General features: G+C 37.7%; 15 protein-coding genes. 4 read left to right on the top strand and 11 right to left on the bottom strand.

All coding sequences use genetic code 11. From position 1 onward, the window contains the following. Positions 1 to 409 precede the first annotated feature (409 nt). From cas4 to B879_RS17695, 10 genes are read right to left on the bottom strand one after another with little or no spacing between them, the layout of a single operon-like run. Entirely contained in the window at positions 410 to 985 is a 576-nt protein-coding gene (cas4, locus tag B879_RS17740) for a CRISPR-associated protein Cas4 (RefSeq protein WP_009186596.1), read from the bottom strand. 4 nt (positions 986 to 989) lie between these two features. Beyond that, positions 990 to 1,280: a CRISPR-associated endonuclease Cas2 gene (gene cas2, locus B879_RS17735; RefSeq protein WP_009186595.1), complete on the bottom strand. Its 291-nt coding sequence runs from the start codon at positions 1,278 to 1,280 to the stop codon at positions 990 to 992. Then, positions 1,277 to 2,275, bottom strand: a complete 999-nt coding sequence (cas1, locus tag B879_RS17730; protein ID WP_009186594.1) for a CRISPR-associated endonuclease Cas1 — start codon at positions 2,273 to 2,275, stop codon at positions 1,277 to 1,279. The genes cas2 and cas1 overlap by 4 nt, the downstream gene beginning before the upstream one ends. A gap of 5 nt (positions 2,276 to 2,280) precedes the next feature. Beyond that, on the bottom strand, positions 2,281 to 2,943 hold the full coding sequence (locus tag B879_RS17725) for a CRISPR-associated endonuclease Cas6 (protein ID WP_009186593.1): 663 nt from the start codon (positions 2,941 to 2,943) through the stop codon (positions 2,281 to 2,283). 8 nt (positions 2,944 to 2,951) lie between these two features. Then, positions 2,952 to 3,194: a type II toxin-antitoxin system RelE/ParE family toxin gene (locus B879_RS17720; protein WP_238542162.1), complete on the bottom strand. Its 243-nt coding sequence runs from the start codon at positions 3,192 to 3,194 to the stop codon at positions 2,952 to 2,954. 38 nt (positions 3,195 to 3,232) lie between these two features. Continuing rightward, a complete protein-coding gene (locus B879_RS17715; protein ID WP_009186591.1) occupies positions 3,233 to 3,469 on the bottom strand; it encodes a hypothetical protein in 237 nt (78 codons plus the stop codon). An 11-nt stretch (positions 3,470 to 3,480) separates the two neighbouring features. Next, positions 3,481 to 5,916, bottom strand: coding sequence for a CRISPR-associated helicase/endonuclease Cas3 (locus B879_RS17710; RefSeq protein WP_009186590.1), 2,436 nt, complete (start codon positions 5,914 to 5,916; stop codon positions 3,481 to 3,483). Next, positions 5,894 to 6,688, bottom strand: a complete 795-nt coding sequence (gene cas5, locus B879_RS21910) for a CRISPR-associated protein Cas5 (protein ID WP_009186589.1) — start codon at positions 6,686 to 6,688, stop codon at positions 5,894 to 5,896. The genes B879_RS17710 and cas5 overlap by 23 nt, the downstream gene beginning before the upstream one ends. A 4-nt stretch (positions 6,689 to 6,692) precedes the next feature. Then, complete coding sequence (cas7b, locus tag B879_RS17700; protein ID WP_009186588.1) at positions 6,693 to 7,688, bottom strand: type I-B CRISPR-associated protein Cas7/Csh2; 996 nt, start codon at positions 7,686 to 7,688, stop codon at positions 6,693 to 6,695. 29 nt (positions 7,689 to 7,717) lie between these two features. After that, on the bottom strand, positions 7,718 to 9,544 hold the full coding sequence (locus B879_RS17695) for a TM1802 family CRISPR-associated protein (protein ID WP_009186587.1): 1,827 nt from the start codon (positions 9,542 to 9,544) through the stop codon (positions 7,718 to 7,720). 36 nt (positions 9,545 to 9,580) lie between these two features. Between B879_RS17695 and B879_RS23445 the strand changes: the two genes are divergently transcribed. Then, complete coding sequence (locus B879_RS23445) at positions 9,581 to 9,712, top strand: hypothetical protein (protein WP_262481913.1); 132 nt, start codon at positions 9,581 to 9,583, stop codon at positions 9,710 to 9,712. 227 nt (positions 9,713 to 9,939) lie between these two features. On the opposite strand, the gene B879_RS17690 is transcribed toward B879_RS23445, so the two are convergent. Beyond that, complete coding sequence (locus B879_RS17690) at positions 9,940 to 10,701, bottom strand: DeoR/GlpR family DNA-binding transcription regulator (protein WP_009186586.1); 762 nt, start codon at positions 10,699 to 10,701, stop codon at positions 9,940 to 9,942. A gap of 136 nt (positions 10,702 to 10,837) precedes the next feature. On the opposite strand from B879_RS17690, the gene B879_RS17685 reads away from it, so the two are divergent. The 3 genes from B879_RS17685 to B879_RS17675 all read left to right on the top strand — a co-directional run bounded on the left by B879_RS17685 (position 10,838) and on the right by B879_RS17675 (position 14,808). Next, entirely contained in the window at positions 10,838 to 12,400 is a 1,563-nt protein-coding gene (locus B879_RS17685; RefSeq protein ID WP_009186585.1) for a glycerol-3-phosphate dehydrogenase/oxidase, read from the top strand. A gap of 171 nt (positions 12,401 to 12,571) precedes the next feature. After that, entirely contained in the window at positions 12,572 to 14,062 is a 1,491-nt protein-coding gene (gene glpK, locus B879_RS17680; RefSeq protein ID WP_009186584.1) for a glycerol kinase GlpK, read from the top strand. Next, positions 14,062 to 14,808: an MIP/aquaporin family protein gene (locus tag B879_RS17675; protein WP_009186583.1), complete on the top strand. Its 747-nt coding sequence runs from the start codon at positions 14,062 to 14,064 to the stop codon at positions 14,806 to 14,808. Before glpK ends, B879_RS17675 begins: the two co-directional genes overlap by 1 nt. The last annotated feature ends 36 nt before the right edge of the window (positions 14,809 to 14,844 follow it).

Genomic DNA, 14,844 nt, shown 5'->3' with positions numbered 1-14,844 from the left:
GGGAGGACTTTCATTGCCCACAACCTGTACTGATCTTTTCTGTTTCAATCCTTGTTGTGGTGGAATTGGCTGGGGAGGAATCAGACCTACAAATGTAACAAATAGTTTTACAGGTTTCAATCCTTGTTGTGGTGGAATTGGCTGGGGAGGATATCTGCCCGCTCAATGATATTGGCCTGAAAAAAAGTTTCAATCCTTGTTGTGGTGGAATTGGCTGGGGAGGTCGCCAGGAACCCTAATCTCTTGATTACCAATGATATGTAATTGTTTTGGTTTTCCTTTTTCCCTTTTTCATCATGTCAATGAACGTATTTTATTTAAATTTAATCATTTTCCGTTGATACAAATTGCTGAATTTTAAGTAGTTATACCCAAAAATCAAACCTTCTCCCATAAATTGACAGGCGGATTACTGGGTACATATATTTCTATAAGTGCAATTTAAACATCTTCTTTTATATTTGGTGGCTTTGGGGTAGTGGTTTTGCTCCATGATCCATGAAATTTTTTCAATAGTTTCCTTTATCATCTGTTTGTCACTGTCCGAAATCTGTACTTCCAATAATTTGTTTTTACTTCTGACATATACCAAATAGCCCCTATTAACTTCCCTACCAAAATTCTTTTCAATCAACAGTGCATAACAAATCAACTGTTGCTTATACGTCTCAAAAATACGGTCTTTGTATTCGGCAAACTTATAGTCCAATGGTGCCATCGTGTTATCGTCCAGTAATAAAACTTCATCGATTTTTCCCCTCAAGCTTTCATTGGTCAGGTACTGGTCAACCCATTTTTCCTTGACTCCTATTTTTTTTCTTAGGTATTCCTTATTTCTTTCCAGTTTGAGGTCATGAACCTTCCTTCCTTTTATCACCTTAAAATGCTTTTCTTCATATTGAGGAATACCCAGCACATATTCAAAATAGGTAAACCTGGGACAAAAAAGATATTCTATGATATGGGATGGCGTTAGGGAAATCATCGGATCAAAAAAATAAAGACTTTACTTCATCTGTTACAAAATCCTTGTCAAATGCCTGTCCCAAAAGGACAGTTTGCTGTAACTCGTCCTTGGACATGGGAAACATATAAATAGAATCTTTTTCTTCATTGATCAATTCTTCCAATTGCAGATGAAGTGTATCGAATTCATTTTTTTCAAGCACCCCCAAAAATACAGAATACTGAACCCTGTATAAACCTGCTTGTTGGCAGATTTTAGCCGCTTTGGTTCTGGCCCTGTCTTTTTCGATATCGTACATTACCCAAACTATCATGCTTTTCCAATCAATGAATTTGCAAATTTGTGCGCATCCATCTGCATGGCATTGGACCTGCTTTGATTTCTTCCCAAATATCGGATATGGTCCTGATCAAGATATTTGACAAATTGCTCAACCAATACAGGTTTACCGTCTTGGTTGAGGGACATTCCTCCGGTAATTTCATTGAAAAAAGACTTGTTAACTTTTTTAGTGGAAAACATACCAAAAACACAGCGTTCGGCATAAATCCGGTAAGGTTCTATAAAATCAAATACCAGGCTTTTCATATTGTAATCATCCCGATGCATAAAGCCTACGTAAGGATCTAGGCCTGCCAACATTAATGAACGCTCTACTCTGCTGTATAGAATTCCGTAGGCATAATTAAGCATGGCATTAAAAGCATCTTTAGCCGGTCTGAAACTCCTGCCTTCAAATGTGTATTCTTTTGGAATAGCTGTACTTAAACCTTCAAAATACACCCTGCCCGCATTTCCTTCCATAGCCCGTAGCATTTCTGCTACATCTTGGACTTTGTCTCCCTGCAATTCCTGAACTCTTAATTTATACTCATCAATTTTCTTAGCCTTTGTTTGTAAATCTTCCCGAAGTTTTTCACGATGCTTGGCAAGGTCAAGCAAGTACTCGGATTGGTTGGTCAGTTTGTCACTGATCCAATTCTTCACCCACTTCAGCCCTTCCTGATTGAGACTGGCTTCTAGTTGCTGTTTACGGATTTTGGTAGTACTTCCCAGTTTACTGTGCCAAAAACGGCCCATAGGATGTCCGTCATTTTCCACTACCACGATATCAATATTGTGTTTTAGTGCTAAAGCAATCGCATCTGTGGTGATAGCTGCCCCCTTACTGACCACAAAAGAGGTAATTTTGTGGGCAGCAATATGGTTGGTCTTGAATTTTTCCTGTTTAGACTCCCGAATCCGTATTTCAAACATCTCATCTTTGACGTGCAGGTAGGTGCCGTATGTGTTGATAAAGATTTGCATGCTTTTTAGTCGATTTTTTTGATGACACCAAATCCCCTGGCTACTGATTTCCCAATTCCCACTAAGTCTGGTAGCCTAACATTGGCTGTAAATTCCCCACTGAAAACCATCATTTTCTGGTCTTTAAATTTACTGTTATTGGATATGAACCTACCTTTAGCCATAATTTTATCTTCTAGCCAGACATCCACTCCTTTGAAGAAACTCAACAGGTTATTTCTAAGTAACTGATCCAGCAGCTTTTTTTTCCCTACCTCATCCTCTTGCAGGTATTTTTTGTAATTTTCAGTGTTAAGTGCCATCCAGTGATTGATAAACCGGTAATTGAAAAGCTCGTCGGTTACACCTACCAGATGCTTTTGTTGTGCAATATTTTTACTGAATACGGGATAATGGTTACCTGCTATGTCCAGGTTTCTTATTTTTAAAAAAAGACCGGACAATAACTCCCCTCCTTCATTTATTCCTATAAGCGTGGGAACCTTGTCTATGACTTTGTACTGTACCAAAGGATACCTGTACCTGCTACTGCCATCTTCGTAGTGGTTGTGGAGCAGCAGAGAGTGTTCTTTAAAATACTCCCCAAAATACCCTCTTAGCTTATGGGCATCGCGTGTTTCGAGGTTTATTTCCGGAAAACGTATGGTGGTGGTGAGGAGTTGGGGCATGGGTAAATTTAAAATTTTAGCTTATCTGGATTCCTACGTGTATCCCAAATAGCAATAAGAGTTATCGTTTTTTCATCGAAAATATAATACAGTCTGTAGCCTCTGACAGTCTTAAATTGGATAGGAGGTTTCTGACTGAATATTATACCCATTTCAGGATGGGTGGACAATAAATCAAGAGACTTATTAAAAAGCCTTTCCAGCTTTAAAGAATAACTGACGGATTGATTTCTGAGATACCAAAATTCCATGATTCTGAGCTTATCTTGGACAGCCCTTTGAGTCCATTTTACCTCTCTTTTCGTGACAACCATTCCTCAAACACTTTGGAGGCCTCCTTTTGGGAGACGGTACTGCCAGATAAGTATTGTTCATAACCTTCCTGTACGGCTTTAATTTCACCGCTTTCGAAGGTTTCCTTTGTGTCTGCTTCAAGAAAAGCATCCAACCAATCGTGAATTTCTTTGAGAGTCTCTTGGTCTTGAATAGTGTCGAGACGAGAGATGATTTTTGATTTTAAGGACATGGTTTTTGAGTTTAAAATGAAACGATAACAGATTTATTTCCTGGTTTTCGTATAAAACCAGTATTCTCATTGTAATAATAGTTGAAGTCTTCTGCCCTGATCCAATAAATATTTTCTCCAAGTTGTGGTTCTTTTCTTAATTCAAGGGAAGTTTCAAAATAGTTTGGGACACTTATAATTCTTTGATTGAAATTTCTTTTATGAAGGCTATCAAATTCTTCTTTGCTGATTTTTTGATGTAAAAGGTCTTGAAAGGACTTTCTAGCCAATTCAGAAATAGAATCATTAGGGTCCTCTACATAAACACTCATCCCATTATTTGAATCTTCGATAATTTTAAAATCACTGATACATTTTGGTTCATTTTTAGATTTTTCAGGTTTATCATATCTTAATTCTTTCATAGCTTTAAAAATATCTCTACTGAATGAGAAATCAGTCTGATTTGTTTCCGAAACAGCTTCAAAATAAGATTCAACAAGATATTTATAATCCTTTTCTTCAATCATTTCTCTGTTGGATAATGCTCCACGAGCTTTGGAGTCTGTAACCGAACCATATATCTGACGACAATCTCCAAAATTCAAAATATACAGAGGTGACCCAAACCTGTCAGGGTCATTTTCTCGATTTATTCTACCTGCAACTTGGACTATTGAATCGATTGGGCCCAGATCTCTAAAACCCATATCAAAGTCTAAGTCTACACCTGCTTCGACCACTTGTGTAGCAATCAGAATGGGCTTGTTTCCTTTCCTTATTGAACTTTTAATATCAGCAATTCTTTTTTCTCTTTCTATAGGAGTGATATTTGTTGAAAGATAGAAAATGGGGTTTTCAAACAGATTTGAGGAAATAAATTCTTGAATCAAATCAAAGATATCAATTGATCTTTGGACCTTATTTAATACAATCAAACAGCTTTTGCTTTCAGTCCAATACTTTTGAAATGTTCCAATAAAGTTTTCATTGTCAATTGTTGAACAATTTGATTCTGTTGAAATATTTATTGGAATAATCTTAGTCCTATTGAAGCACTCAAAAATTTGATTAGATTCAGGTAATAAGTCAAATGGTTTGAGTGAATCGGTTTCCGGAGTAATTGATAGTTCCCTTTCCATTAATTCGAAAATTTTCGGCTGCGTTGCTGTCATTATGATTATTCTTGCATCTAAAAATTTCGAAAGAAAGTGTAATGAAGCCCCGATTAAAGGTAATTTTTCTATTGAAAGCGTTTGAACCTCATCTAGAATAATTATCGAACCGGCTAAGTGATGAAATTTTTTTAGAAGTTTGTTTTTATACCCGATTAAAGTTTCGAATAATTGAACAAATGAAGTGATCACGATATCACATTGCCAGGTATCCCACTCCATTTTTTTCTGATTATAATTTGATCCATTTTCCTCGAATTTATCATCTCCAAAAATATCAGCATATTGATAATGACCTAAGATTTTTAAATCATTGCTCACAGTCAATTCATATTCCCTAAGAGCTTGTTCAATAATATTGATGAAGGGCAATGCATAGATTATTTGGGGAACCCTCTTTTCTCTTAAGACAATTTTATTTTTTAGTTTTAAAACAAAATCTAGAGCAGTCATGGTTTTTCCAATCCCTGTTGGTGCCGCAAGTGTAAAAATCCTGTAAAAAAGAATATCAGTGATTTCTGTTTTTTCTACAACTCTCTTCCTTACATAATTTCTTAAATCTTTTTGATCGAACTCACTTAAGTGTTTGTTAGGACAATCGGGCTTTCCAAATCCTTTTCTTTCATCAACTGCATTTGGGTTTGAGGTTTTTCGAATATAGATTTTACTGTCTGAGGCATCTATTTTATCAGACTCAATCAATAGAGAGAATAAATAGTTAATTAAAAAATACCTTTCTATTTTCGCGTCTTTGCGAAAGTAATTTTTAAAGCATCTATAAAAATCTGAAGTAGATCTGAAATTTAAATGAGAGTCATCAATTTTTATAAATTCCAATAATTCAGAATAATCCTGTAATGCCTTAATCTGTAATTTAAATTTCTCAAGTTCTATCTTTTCTCTATATCCAACTGGGTCAATCGTTAACTCAAAATCTCTCAAATTGGAATGATGAAGCTTAATTAGATAATATCCAATTAATGCGATTTCCTGAGAAATACTTTGCATTAAATTGTATGTTACAACAGCTCCTAGGTTGGAATGGCTTTTTAACAGATTATCTGCTTTTTCAGGGTAAATAAGATAGTCCTGAAAATATTTAGTGTATTTGCCAAAGTCATGAAGCCAGCAGATATTCTTTAAAATATCCATTATGGAATATTTATCAGAAAAACTTAATTGATTATAATAACCAAAAACAGCTTTATTATGAACACCCTTCGCATGTTCGATAAGCTGCTTTGAACCTATCTTGGATCCATTAATTTGTTTACTGTGTGAGAATACCGACATTTTCTAAAAATTGAATTCTTTGAACTTCATTTCCCTCCTTTAACTCATGGTATGTTCCCTTTAACTTAACTCTCAAAGGAAAGCTTCTAGTACTATAAAGAACCCTATTCATAGCTTTTAACTCCCGGTCATTATTTGCTTTGAAGTCGGCCGGCAGTAATTCTTCCTCTACGAAATTAAATTTAAATGCTGCATCCTCTATAAATTCCAATTCACTGACATCTTTACTATTGCAAGCAGAATGAATGTTGACAAATTCATTATTAACATGTATTGAATTTACATTTTGCCAAATCCTTATGTTTTCAATAGATGCATTAAAATTTGCAGGGCCAAGACTGGCATTAAATGCGGCTTTTTGGTTTAAAAGAAATTCTTTTAGGTTGTCAGTATTCTTAAATTTGGAACCTTCTCGATCTGATATATAAACCCGGTAAACTACTTTACCTTCTCTTATGGAATTACCAGTAATTACTTCAAAGGGGGTCTGGACTCTTCCATTTTTTCCTGTAAAATCGTCTTTACCCTTAATCATCAAATAATTTAGTCTATGAAAACTTTTCCTTATATCAGATACTATGCGTATTCCAATTCTCATATTTTCCGAAGAAAACTCTTCATAATATGAGTTTTTATCACGTCCCATAATCCCAGCGATTATGCCAATAATAGTAGTCCTAGGAGGTATGGAATAACTTAATGCTGTATTGTTGGCATGGAATTTCCTGAAATGGGCAAATTTTCCACATATATCGAATGACAATACATCCATAAGGTTAAATATTTATTGTGATTCCATCTGATGTTCTTAAAATTACATCTTTGATGGCTTTTCCTTTATTGGAATTGATTAAAGACTCTAGTTTTGAAAGATCAATTTTCAAATCACTAAACTTCCGCACCTTTTTGTAACCTGCGTTTTCATCCTTAGGACTACATTGAATCAAATCTCTTAGATCACCAAAATGTCCATTGTTAAATCCATCGTTATAAACTATTTCTAAATAAAGCTTCGGATATTGATTTAACTTTGACCTGGTGGGAAGAGAAGGAATTGCCTGCCATATTCCATTTCTAAACTCTTCTAAATCCTTTTCTTTCAATCCCGTTTGTTTTGCAGAATATTTGTTGACTACTCCATGAAATGCCAATAAGCTATAATGCACTCTGTAATCTTTTCCAAAGGTGCTGCTATCATCATTCATAATTGTGACTATGGAGTCAGAATCGATTTGATAGACTTTATTTAAAGAATAACCCCAGTTAATTTGTACAGGCCCTGTGTAGGCATGTGTAAATCCACCAACTGCAAATGCACTTCCAAAAAGCCTGATATCCAAAAATGTTTCTTTGACGATCTTATCCAAAATAAAGTCATTGAGGGCTCTGTTCTTTTTATTCTGCAATGCTTTAAATACTCCTTCTTTCTCCTTTTTTTCTTTAATGATATCATCGAAGGATTTTCTCATTTCATCATTTCCATCAAAATACGTTTCAACCAAATCCTGCTCTGTTAAAAGTCTATTGATAGTAAATTCTAACTTTTGATCGGGATTCACCTTTTTCCCCTCTTCCATTGATACAAAAACTTCTTTACCCTCATTCATGAAATAATCACGAATGTATCTTTTAAGCCTAGTGTCTGTAACTAAATTCGTTTGGGTTTCATAATCCATTCTTGGTTTGTTTTCTTGATCAGGGTCACCATTTGGATTACAATTGATGGCTTCATAAATAAAAAGAAAATCGGAATTGTTTTTAATAGCGCTCATGTGTATTATGTTAATGTTGTTAAGTGTTATTATTCTTTAGTTAGTCCGAAAGTATATCCAACCATTAGGTAGAATACATTTTTCTGGGGGCTTAAGGTCCATTTTTCTTCTTTGAAAGCAGATCTAAACTTTGCCAAATTTGGCTCAGTGAATTCATGTATATTATATTGTCGCGACTTTTCTGAAAGGTCTAAATCCAATCTTTCCAATGCCGAAGCATCCATTCCATTGTAGTTGATTTTGTTTAGGATAGGCTTAGATTTATGCCCCTTTTGATATTGTGCATAAGCAACAGAACTTAGAACCCGACCCAAATAAAATACTGCCCTTTGCTCTGGAGTATATTCCATTTTACTGAAAAAATCCTCGATTTTTTCAGCATTTGTGTTAGTGGCCTTTTCCTCAGTTTCAAGTTTTGGCTTGTTCTCTTCCATGTTTAGTAAGTTTAGTTTCTTTAATGCGTAAATAAATGCGGTATATTTGAAGGCTGTATCTCGAATGGCAAAATCAAAATTGTTTGGAGTAGATTTGAACTGATACTGTCTATACCTTCCATACCGGTGGCATAACAGCATGCTTATAAAATGATCAAAAATATCTTCTTCATTTATCTTTCTTTGTTCGAGAATTTCCTTAAAAATTGCCAAAACAGCATTTTTCTTTTCCTTTGATCCTTCCCGAACTGGGATAATCCAATAAATTGACTGAAGATTAAAAGGATACTTTTCTCCGATGAAATGCCTAAATTCATAATGAGTATCGTCAAATACTTCTAAAATATTCTTTAAATGTGCGCTGTTTACATCTTTGATGTGATTAATTATTTTAAATGAGTTTCCATCAGATTCGAAGCCTAAATAATTCAACCAAAAAATTTTGGTTTCTGGAAGTTTTCTTTTTACGTCATGTTCTAAGACTTCTGATCTAAAAAGAAGGTCTGAGGATTTATTGATAAATAATTCCATCTCCCCAATGTCTAAATTGACCAAATCTTTATAAAGGTAACTTGGTATGACTAAATGAGGGGTTCCAGCAATTCTTGTTTGAAGCCTTTTCAATGCAAAATCTGATGATTTGTCAAGTCTTGCAATCGTGGATAAGCTGAGTTGAAAGTTTTTATTGAAATTTGATGAATCAAAGTCAGTAGCGTAGTTAAATGATGTAGTCTGAAAGACTTTATTTAGGTTATACCTTCCTGCAAAAGCTGCTTCTGAAACTTCTTGACTTTCAATTCCAGTCAAATAATCTAAGCCGCTCTTTGCTTCAGAATTTCCAAACTTCTCCAATACAAATTCTTCATAACCCTCTAAATCAAATAATGGAATTGAAAGACTATTATTTATTTTTAAGGATTTAATCTTCACGTAAAAAAGTACTGCTTCTTCATTTTTGGAGAATTGTAGATGATCCTTAATGTTTACTAAGTCAAAAATTTTACCATCGAATTGAGTTTTATTGATTTCCTCTAACGCTTTCCTAAAAAGACTGTCTTTGGGTTTCGACTTATAAAAATCATCGTATGATTCACTTAATGAACCTTTACTGCTTTTGGTTTTCCCGATCAAAGATTCTTTAAGCATTTCCAAATTTTTGCTCTCACTGCATACGCAACATTTTTTTCCTCTTCTTCCCCAAAGCTCTGTATTCAAATACCTGAATTTTATGGCTGATTCTTCTTCAACAAATAATTCTTTTTCATTTTCCAAAATAGAAGCTCTACCTGTTTCACAGTCCAATAAAATTGGAATAACCCAATTCGTTTTTTCCGGATCAAACCTTGGTTGAGAGGTTAGTTTGGACCAAATCCCTTTTCCTTCTAATAAGTATTCTCCTATTTTTGAAAGTGTATGAAGCATATTCTTAAGATTATATTTTTTTTGTGTCTTCCTTTTATGAAAACTGAATTACCAAATAACTCTTTTTCAAAGGATCCCGAAACCGAAATTGCCCGAAGGCTGAAACATGCCAAATCCCTTACCAGAGAAGAATTTTCCCAAGGAATACTGGAAATCCGAAGGGAATAGAAATCAAATATTAAAGATGGTTATTGACCTGACAATTAATCACTTTCTAAACTAAGAAATTATAAAATTCTAAAAAATACCCTGTTCAGGGTATTTTTAGTCATTGACATAAACTGTCTCACAATTATTAGGCATGCGCCCCTAAGTCAGCAGGAAATACAAATAATTGGAAAAATTCAACAGCTATATCAGCTAAAAAATCTAATAATAAAAATTTGGCTGGGAACCTACACCACCCTCACCTCTATCCCCATCTCTTCTAACCTTTCCTTGTACAATTCAGGAATACCTTCATCAGTAATGACCATATCGATGTCTTCCAAGTTACAGATTTTTCCAAAACCCTTCTTGCCGAACTTACTCGAGTCCGCAAGCACGATGGTCTTTTGAACCGCCTTTATCATTTGGGCATTCAGGTGTGCTTCCATCATATGGGAAGTGGTCAGACCATAATCTAAACTGATTCCATCTACGCTTAAAAATAATTTGGAGCAGGCAAACTGCTTCAACATCTCCTCGGCATAATGCCCTACAACAGAACTGCTGCTCTTTCTTACTACCCCACCCAACTGTACAATCTCCACTTCAGGAGCATCAATCAAAGAAAGGGTAACATTCATTGCTGCAGTCAAAACAGTAAGCTTTTTATTTTTGGGAATGGCTTGGGCCAAAGCCACCACTGTGGTTCCTGAACCAATAATAATAGCATCGTCCTCATCTACCAAGTCCTTGGCCGCCAAGGCAATCTTCGTCTTCTCTTCTACCCGCACCAACTTCTTTTCACTGACAGACCGGTCATTGACATAAGGGGAAACAGGGGTTGCCGAACCATGAGAACGGTAAAGCAAGCCCTTGTCTTCCAATATTTTGAGGTCCTTTCGGATCGTCACCATGGTTACGTCCAATTCCTTACTGAGATCAGCCACACTGACAAACCCGCTTTTATTCAAAGCTTCCAGAATATGCTTATGTCGTTCCGCAATGGTCATTTTCTTTCTTTTTGCCCACTAAATTAGATCAAATAATCATCAAAAGAAACTGTAATCGCTAAATTACATTTTCTTTTGTTTCTTTTTGTTTTCTTTTATTTCTTTTTTTGATATTTTTGGGTCAAAGAGATTAAAAATGAACAGGATAAAAAATATAAAGCAATTAGAGGAGAAAGGAAAAGTATGGGACATTGCCGTCATTGGGGGAGGAGCCTCTGGATTAGGCGTAGCCTTGGATGCTTTATCAAGGGGACTTTCTGTGGTACTGGTGGACAAGTCGGATTTTGCCAAAGGCACCTCAAGTAGAAGCACCAAGCTGGTACATGGGGGTGTGCGTTACCTGGCCCAAGGAGATATTGCTTTAGTATTTGAAGCCCTGAAAGAAAGGGGACGTCTGTTAAAAAATGCCCCACACCTGACCTATAACCAACCTTTTATTATTCCTATCTATACACTTTTTGACCGACTGCAATACAGCATTGGTTTGAAAATCTATGATTGGATGGCCGGCAGATTGAGGCTAGGAAAATCAAGATTTATTTCCAAAAAAGAGACCATCCAACGCTTGCCTCAGATCAAACAAGAAGGCCTGAAAGGTGGCGTGGTCTACCATGATGGGCAGTTTGACGATGCCAGATTGGCCCTGAGCGTGGCCATGACCTGTGATGAAATGGGAGGCTGCCTATTGAATTACATGCGAGTAACAGGTTTATTGAAAAACCAAGAGGATCAAATCAGTGGCCTCAAGGTCCGCGATGAACTCTCCAAAGAAAAATATAAAATTGAAGCAAAAATGGTGGTCAATGCCACGGGCGTATTTGCGGATAAAATCCTTCAAATGGATCAACCTGACGCGCCAAAAAGCATTCAGCCCTCACAAGGCATCCACTTGGTTTTGGATCAAAGTTTTCTGGGTGGTATAGATGCCTTGATGATACCCAAAACATCTGATGGAAGGGTCTTATTTGCGGTACCTTGGTTGGATAAACTCGTGGTAGGTACCACAGACACCTTGAGGGAAAAGGCCAAACTGGAACCAGAAGCCCTCAGCAAAGAGGTGGATTTCATTTTGGAAACCGCTGAGGCCTATCTTACCAAAGCCCCTACCCGACAAGATGTGAAATCAGTCTTTGCAGGACTTCGGCCTTTGGCAGCTCCCAAAGCAGGTAGTACCAAAACCAAGGAGATATCCCGTTCCCACAAGGTGAGTGTATCCCAAAGTAAATTGGTATCCATCACAGGAGGCAAATGGACTACCTTCAGGAAAATGGGAGAAGACACGGTAGAAGAATATACCAAAGTAACCCAATCTCCTCTTTCTCCTTCCACCTCTGCCAAAATCCGATACCATGGATTCACGGAGAACCCACAGGAAGGACATTGGAAAGGTTATGGAGCAGATGCTGTCTTTATCCAAAAAATGATTCAGGACAAACCTGAACTTGGTCAATTGCTGCATCCCAGTTATCCCTATACCCAAGCGGAAGTCATTTGGTGTACACGGCATGAAATGGCAATGAAAGTGGAAGATATACTCAGCCGTAGAATGAGAATGTTGCTTTTGGATGCTCAAGCCGCCTGGTCCATGGCCCCAAAAGTCGCTCAACTTATGGCCGAAGAGATGGGTAAAGGAGATAAATGGGTAGAAACAGAACTAGAAGATTTCGAAAAATTAGCAAAGAAATATATATTGAAGTAAATGGATATTGGTGGATATTTTTTGATATTGGATATTGATGAAGTGTGAAATACGCCTTAAAATAGAATATCTTAATATCAATTCATATCAATAAATATCCATACCATTATCACGTATTGAACAAAGAACAATCATACTACTTTATACCAATAACCCTATTAACCAACCCTCATGTCCAAATATATCCTATCCCTTGACCAAGGCACCACAAGTTCACGGGCAATTGTTTTCGACAAAAAAGGTCAGATTGTATCAGTAGAACAAAAAGATTTCAAGCAGCATTTCCCCAAGTCCGGTTGGGTAGAACATGACCCCCAGGAAATTTGGTCCAGCCAGTCGGCTGTAATGATAGAAGCCTTAACCAGTCAGGGCATCAAAGCTTCTGAAATTGCCGCTATAGGAATCACCAATCAAAGGGAAACAACTATAGTTTGGGACCGGAAAACCGGAAAAGCCATTTACAATGCCATTGTATGGCAGGACAGAAGAACAGCAGCCTTTTGTGACGAATTAAAGTCAAGGGGAAAAGCTTCCATGATAACCGAAAAGACAGGATTGGTTTTGGATGCCTATTTTTCAGCTACCAAAATCAAGTGGATTTTGGACCATGTCGATGGAGCTAGAGGCAAAGCTGCCAAGGGTGAATTGGCATTTGGTACAGTGGATACTTGGTTGGTATGGAAACTTACTGGTGGACAGCATCACGTTACTGATATCAGCAATGCCAGCAGGACCATGTTGTACAACATTCACCAAAAAAATTGGGACCAAGAATTATTGGAACTATTTGATATCCCTTTAAGTCTACTTCCTGAGGTAAAATCCTCCTCAGAAGTCTATGGAACTACCTCAGGAGATATACTTTCCCAGAAAATCCCCATTGCCGGAATTGCAGGAGACCAACAGGCAGCCTTATTTGGCCAGCTTTGCACCCAACCTGGAATGGCCAAAACCACCTATGGCACAGGCTGTTTTTTGGTGATGAATACCGGGGAAAAGCCTGTAAAGTCCAATAACCAGTTGTTGACCACTGTTGCCTGGGAAATCAACGGAAAGGTAAATTATGCCCTGGAAGGCTCGGTATTTATCGGGGGTGCAGCCATTCAATGGCTTAGGGACGGGATTGAATTTTTTGGCCATGCCAAAGAGAGTGAGGCCTTGGCCATCAGCTTGGAGGACAATGACGGGGTTTACTTTGTTCCCGCATTGGCAGGATTGGGTGCTCCGCACTGGGATCAAAATGCTAGAGGTGCTTTTTTTGGCATCACCAGAGGGACGACCATAGCCCACATGACAAGGGCAGCTTTGGAAGCTATCGCCTATCAAGTCTATGATGTGATAAAAGCCATGGAAAAAGACAGTGGGGAGCTAACCAAAGAATTACGGGTCGATGGTGGTGCCACTGCCAATAATTTCCTCATGCAGTTTCAATCCGACTTGTTAAACTGTGCCATCCAAAGGCCAAAAATTATTGAAACCACGGCTTTAGGGGCGGCATTCTTGGCAGGTTTGGCTGTTGGATTCTGGAAAGATGAAGAAGAATTAAAAGCCTTGTGGGAAACAGACAGGCATTTTGAGCCACAGATGGATGCTGCAAAAGCGGAGAAATTTTTACATTTTTGGCATAAAGCAGTGGAACGTTCTAAAAACTGGGTAGAATAATGGATGCATTTGTAGCAGAGTTTGTAGGCACCTCACTGCTCTTGGCCATGGGTTCGGGAGTAGTCGCCAATGTAGTCCTTAATCAGACCAAAGGAAATGGCAGTGGCTGGATAGTAATCACCACAGCATGGGCTTTGGGTGTCTTTATCGGAGTCGTAGTAGCAGGCCCTTACAGTGGTGCCCATTTAAACCCGGCAGTAAGTATAGCCTTGGCCATCGCAGGAGATTTTCCTTGGGCGGATGTACCAAAATATGTATTGGCGCAAATCTTCGGGGCCATGTTCGGTTCAGGAATAGCTTGGTTGGTGTATAAAGACCATTTTGATGCCACAGAGGACAAAGGATTGAAGTTTGCCCCATTTGGCACTGCTCCTGCTATCCGTAATTTACCTTCCAACCTCATTTCAGAGATTGTGGGTACATCTGTATTGATCATTGTCATTTTATATTCTACCGAACCTATCATTCAGGATGGAAATAATACCCCTATAGGCTTGGGGTCTTTAGGTGCACTTCCCGTGGCATTTTTGGTATGGGTAATAGGCCTCAGCATGGGCGGCACTACCGGTTATGCCATCAATCCCGCCAGAGATTTAGGTCCCAGACTCATGCACCAAATCCTTCCCATCAAAGGCAAAGGCGATAGTGATTGGGGCTACAGTTGGGTACCAATTGCCGGGCCAATCCTGGGCGCTGCCATTGCAGCAGGGATTTATCTGCTTTTGGGAGTTGGGGGAATGGTTTGAAAGGGAGATTTCGGAAGGCGGATTTCGGAAGTGATT

It is taken from the genome of Cecembia lonarensis LW9, from assembly GCF_000298295.1.
In the GTDB taxonomy this organism is placed as follows: domain Bacteria; phylum Bacteroidota; class Bacteroidia; order Cytophagales; family Cyclobacteriaceae; genus Cecembia; species Cecembia lonarensis.
The sequence above is the reverse complement of the archived record's forward strand: the minus strand, read 5'-3'. Positions and strand labels throughout refer to the sequence as shown.

Excerpts from the sequence above, each read along its gene's own strand:
- cas4 (WP_009186596.1), bottom strand. The coding sequence starts at position 985 with ATGATTTCCCTAACGCCATCCCATATCATAGAATATCTTTTTTGTCCC.
- cas2 (WP_009186595.1), bottom strand. The coding sequence starts at position 1,280 with ATGATAGTTTGGGTAATGTACGATATCGAAAAAGACAGGGCCAGAACC.
- cas1 (WP_009186594.1), bottom strand. The coding sequence starts at position 2,275 with ATGCAAATCTTTATCAACACATACGGCACCTACCTGCACGTCAAAGAT.
- B879_RS17725 (WP_009186593.1), bottom strand. The coding sequence starts at position 2,943 with ATGCCCCAACTCCTCACCACCACCATACGTTTTCCGGAAATAAACCTC.
- B879_RS17720 (WP_238542162.1), bottom strand. The coding sequence starts at position 3,194 with ATGGAATTTTGGTATCTCAGAAATCAATCCGTCAGTTATTCTTTAAAG.
- B879_RS17715 (WP_009186591.1), bottom strand. The coding sequence starts at position 3,469 with ATGTCCTTAAAATCAAAAATCATCTCTCGTCTCGACACTATTCAAGAC.
- B879_RS17710 (WP_009186590.1), bottom strand. The coding sequence starts at position 5,916 with ATGTCGGTATTCTCACACAGTAAACAAATTAATGGATCCAAGATAGGT.
- cas5 (WP_009186589.1), bottom strand. The coding sequence starts at position 6,688 with ATGGATGTATTGTCATTCGATATATGTGGAAAATTTGCCCATTTCAGG.
- cas7b (WP_009186588.1), bottom strand. The coding sequence starts at position 7,688 with ATGAGCGCTATTAAAAACAATTCCGATTTTCTTTTTATTTATGAAGCC.
- B879_RS17695 (WP_009186587.1), bottom strand. The coding sequence starts at position 9,544 with ATGCTTCATACACTTTCAAAAATAGGAGAATACTTATTAGAAGGAAAA.
- B879_RS23445 (WP_262481913.1), top strand. The coding sequence starts at position 9,581 with ATGAAAACTGAATTACCAAATAACTCTTTTTCAAAGGATCCCGAAACC.
- B879_RS17690 (WP_009186586.1), bottom strand. The coding sequence starts at position 10,701 with ATGACCATTGCGGAACGACATAAGCATATTCTGGAAGCTTTGAATAAA.
- B879_RS17685 (WP_009186585.1), top strand. The coding sequence starts at position 10,838 with ATGAACAGGATAAAAAATATAAAGCAATTAGAGGAGAAAGGAAAAGTA.
- glpK (WP_009186584.1), top strand. The coding sequence starts at position 12,572 with ATGTCCAAATATATCCTATCCCTTGACCAAGGCACCACAAGTTCACGG.
- B879_RS17675 (WP_009186583.1), top strand. The coding sequence starts at position 14,062 with ATGGATGCATTTGTAGCAGAGTTTGTAGGCACCTCACTGCTCTTGGCC.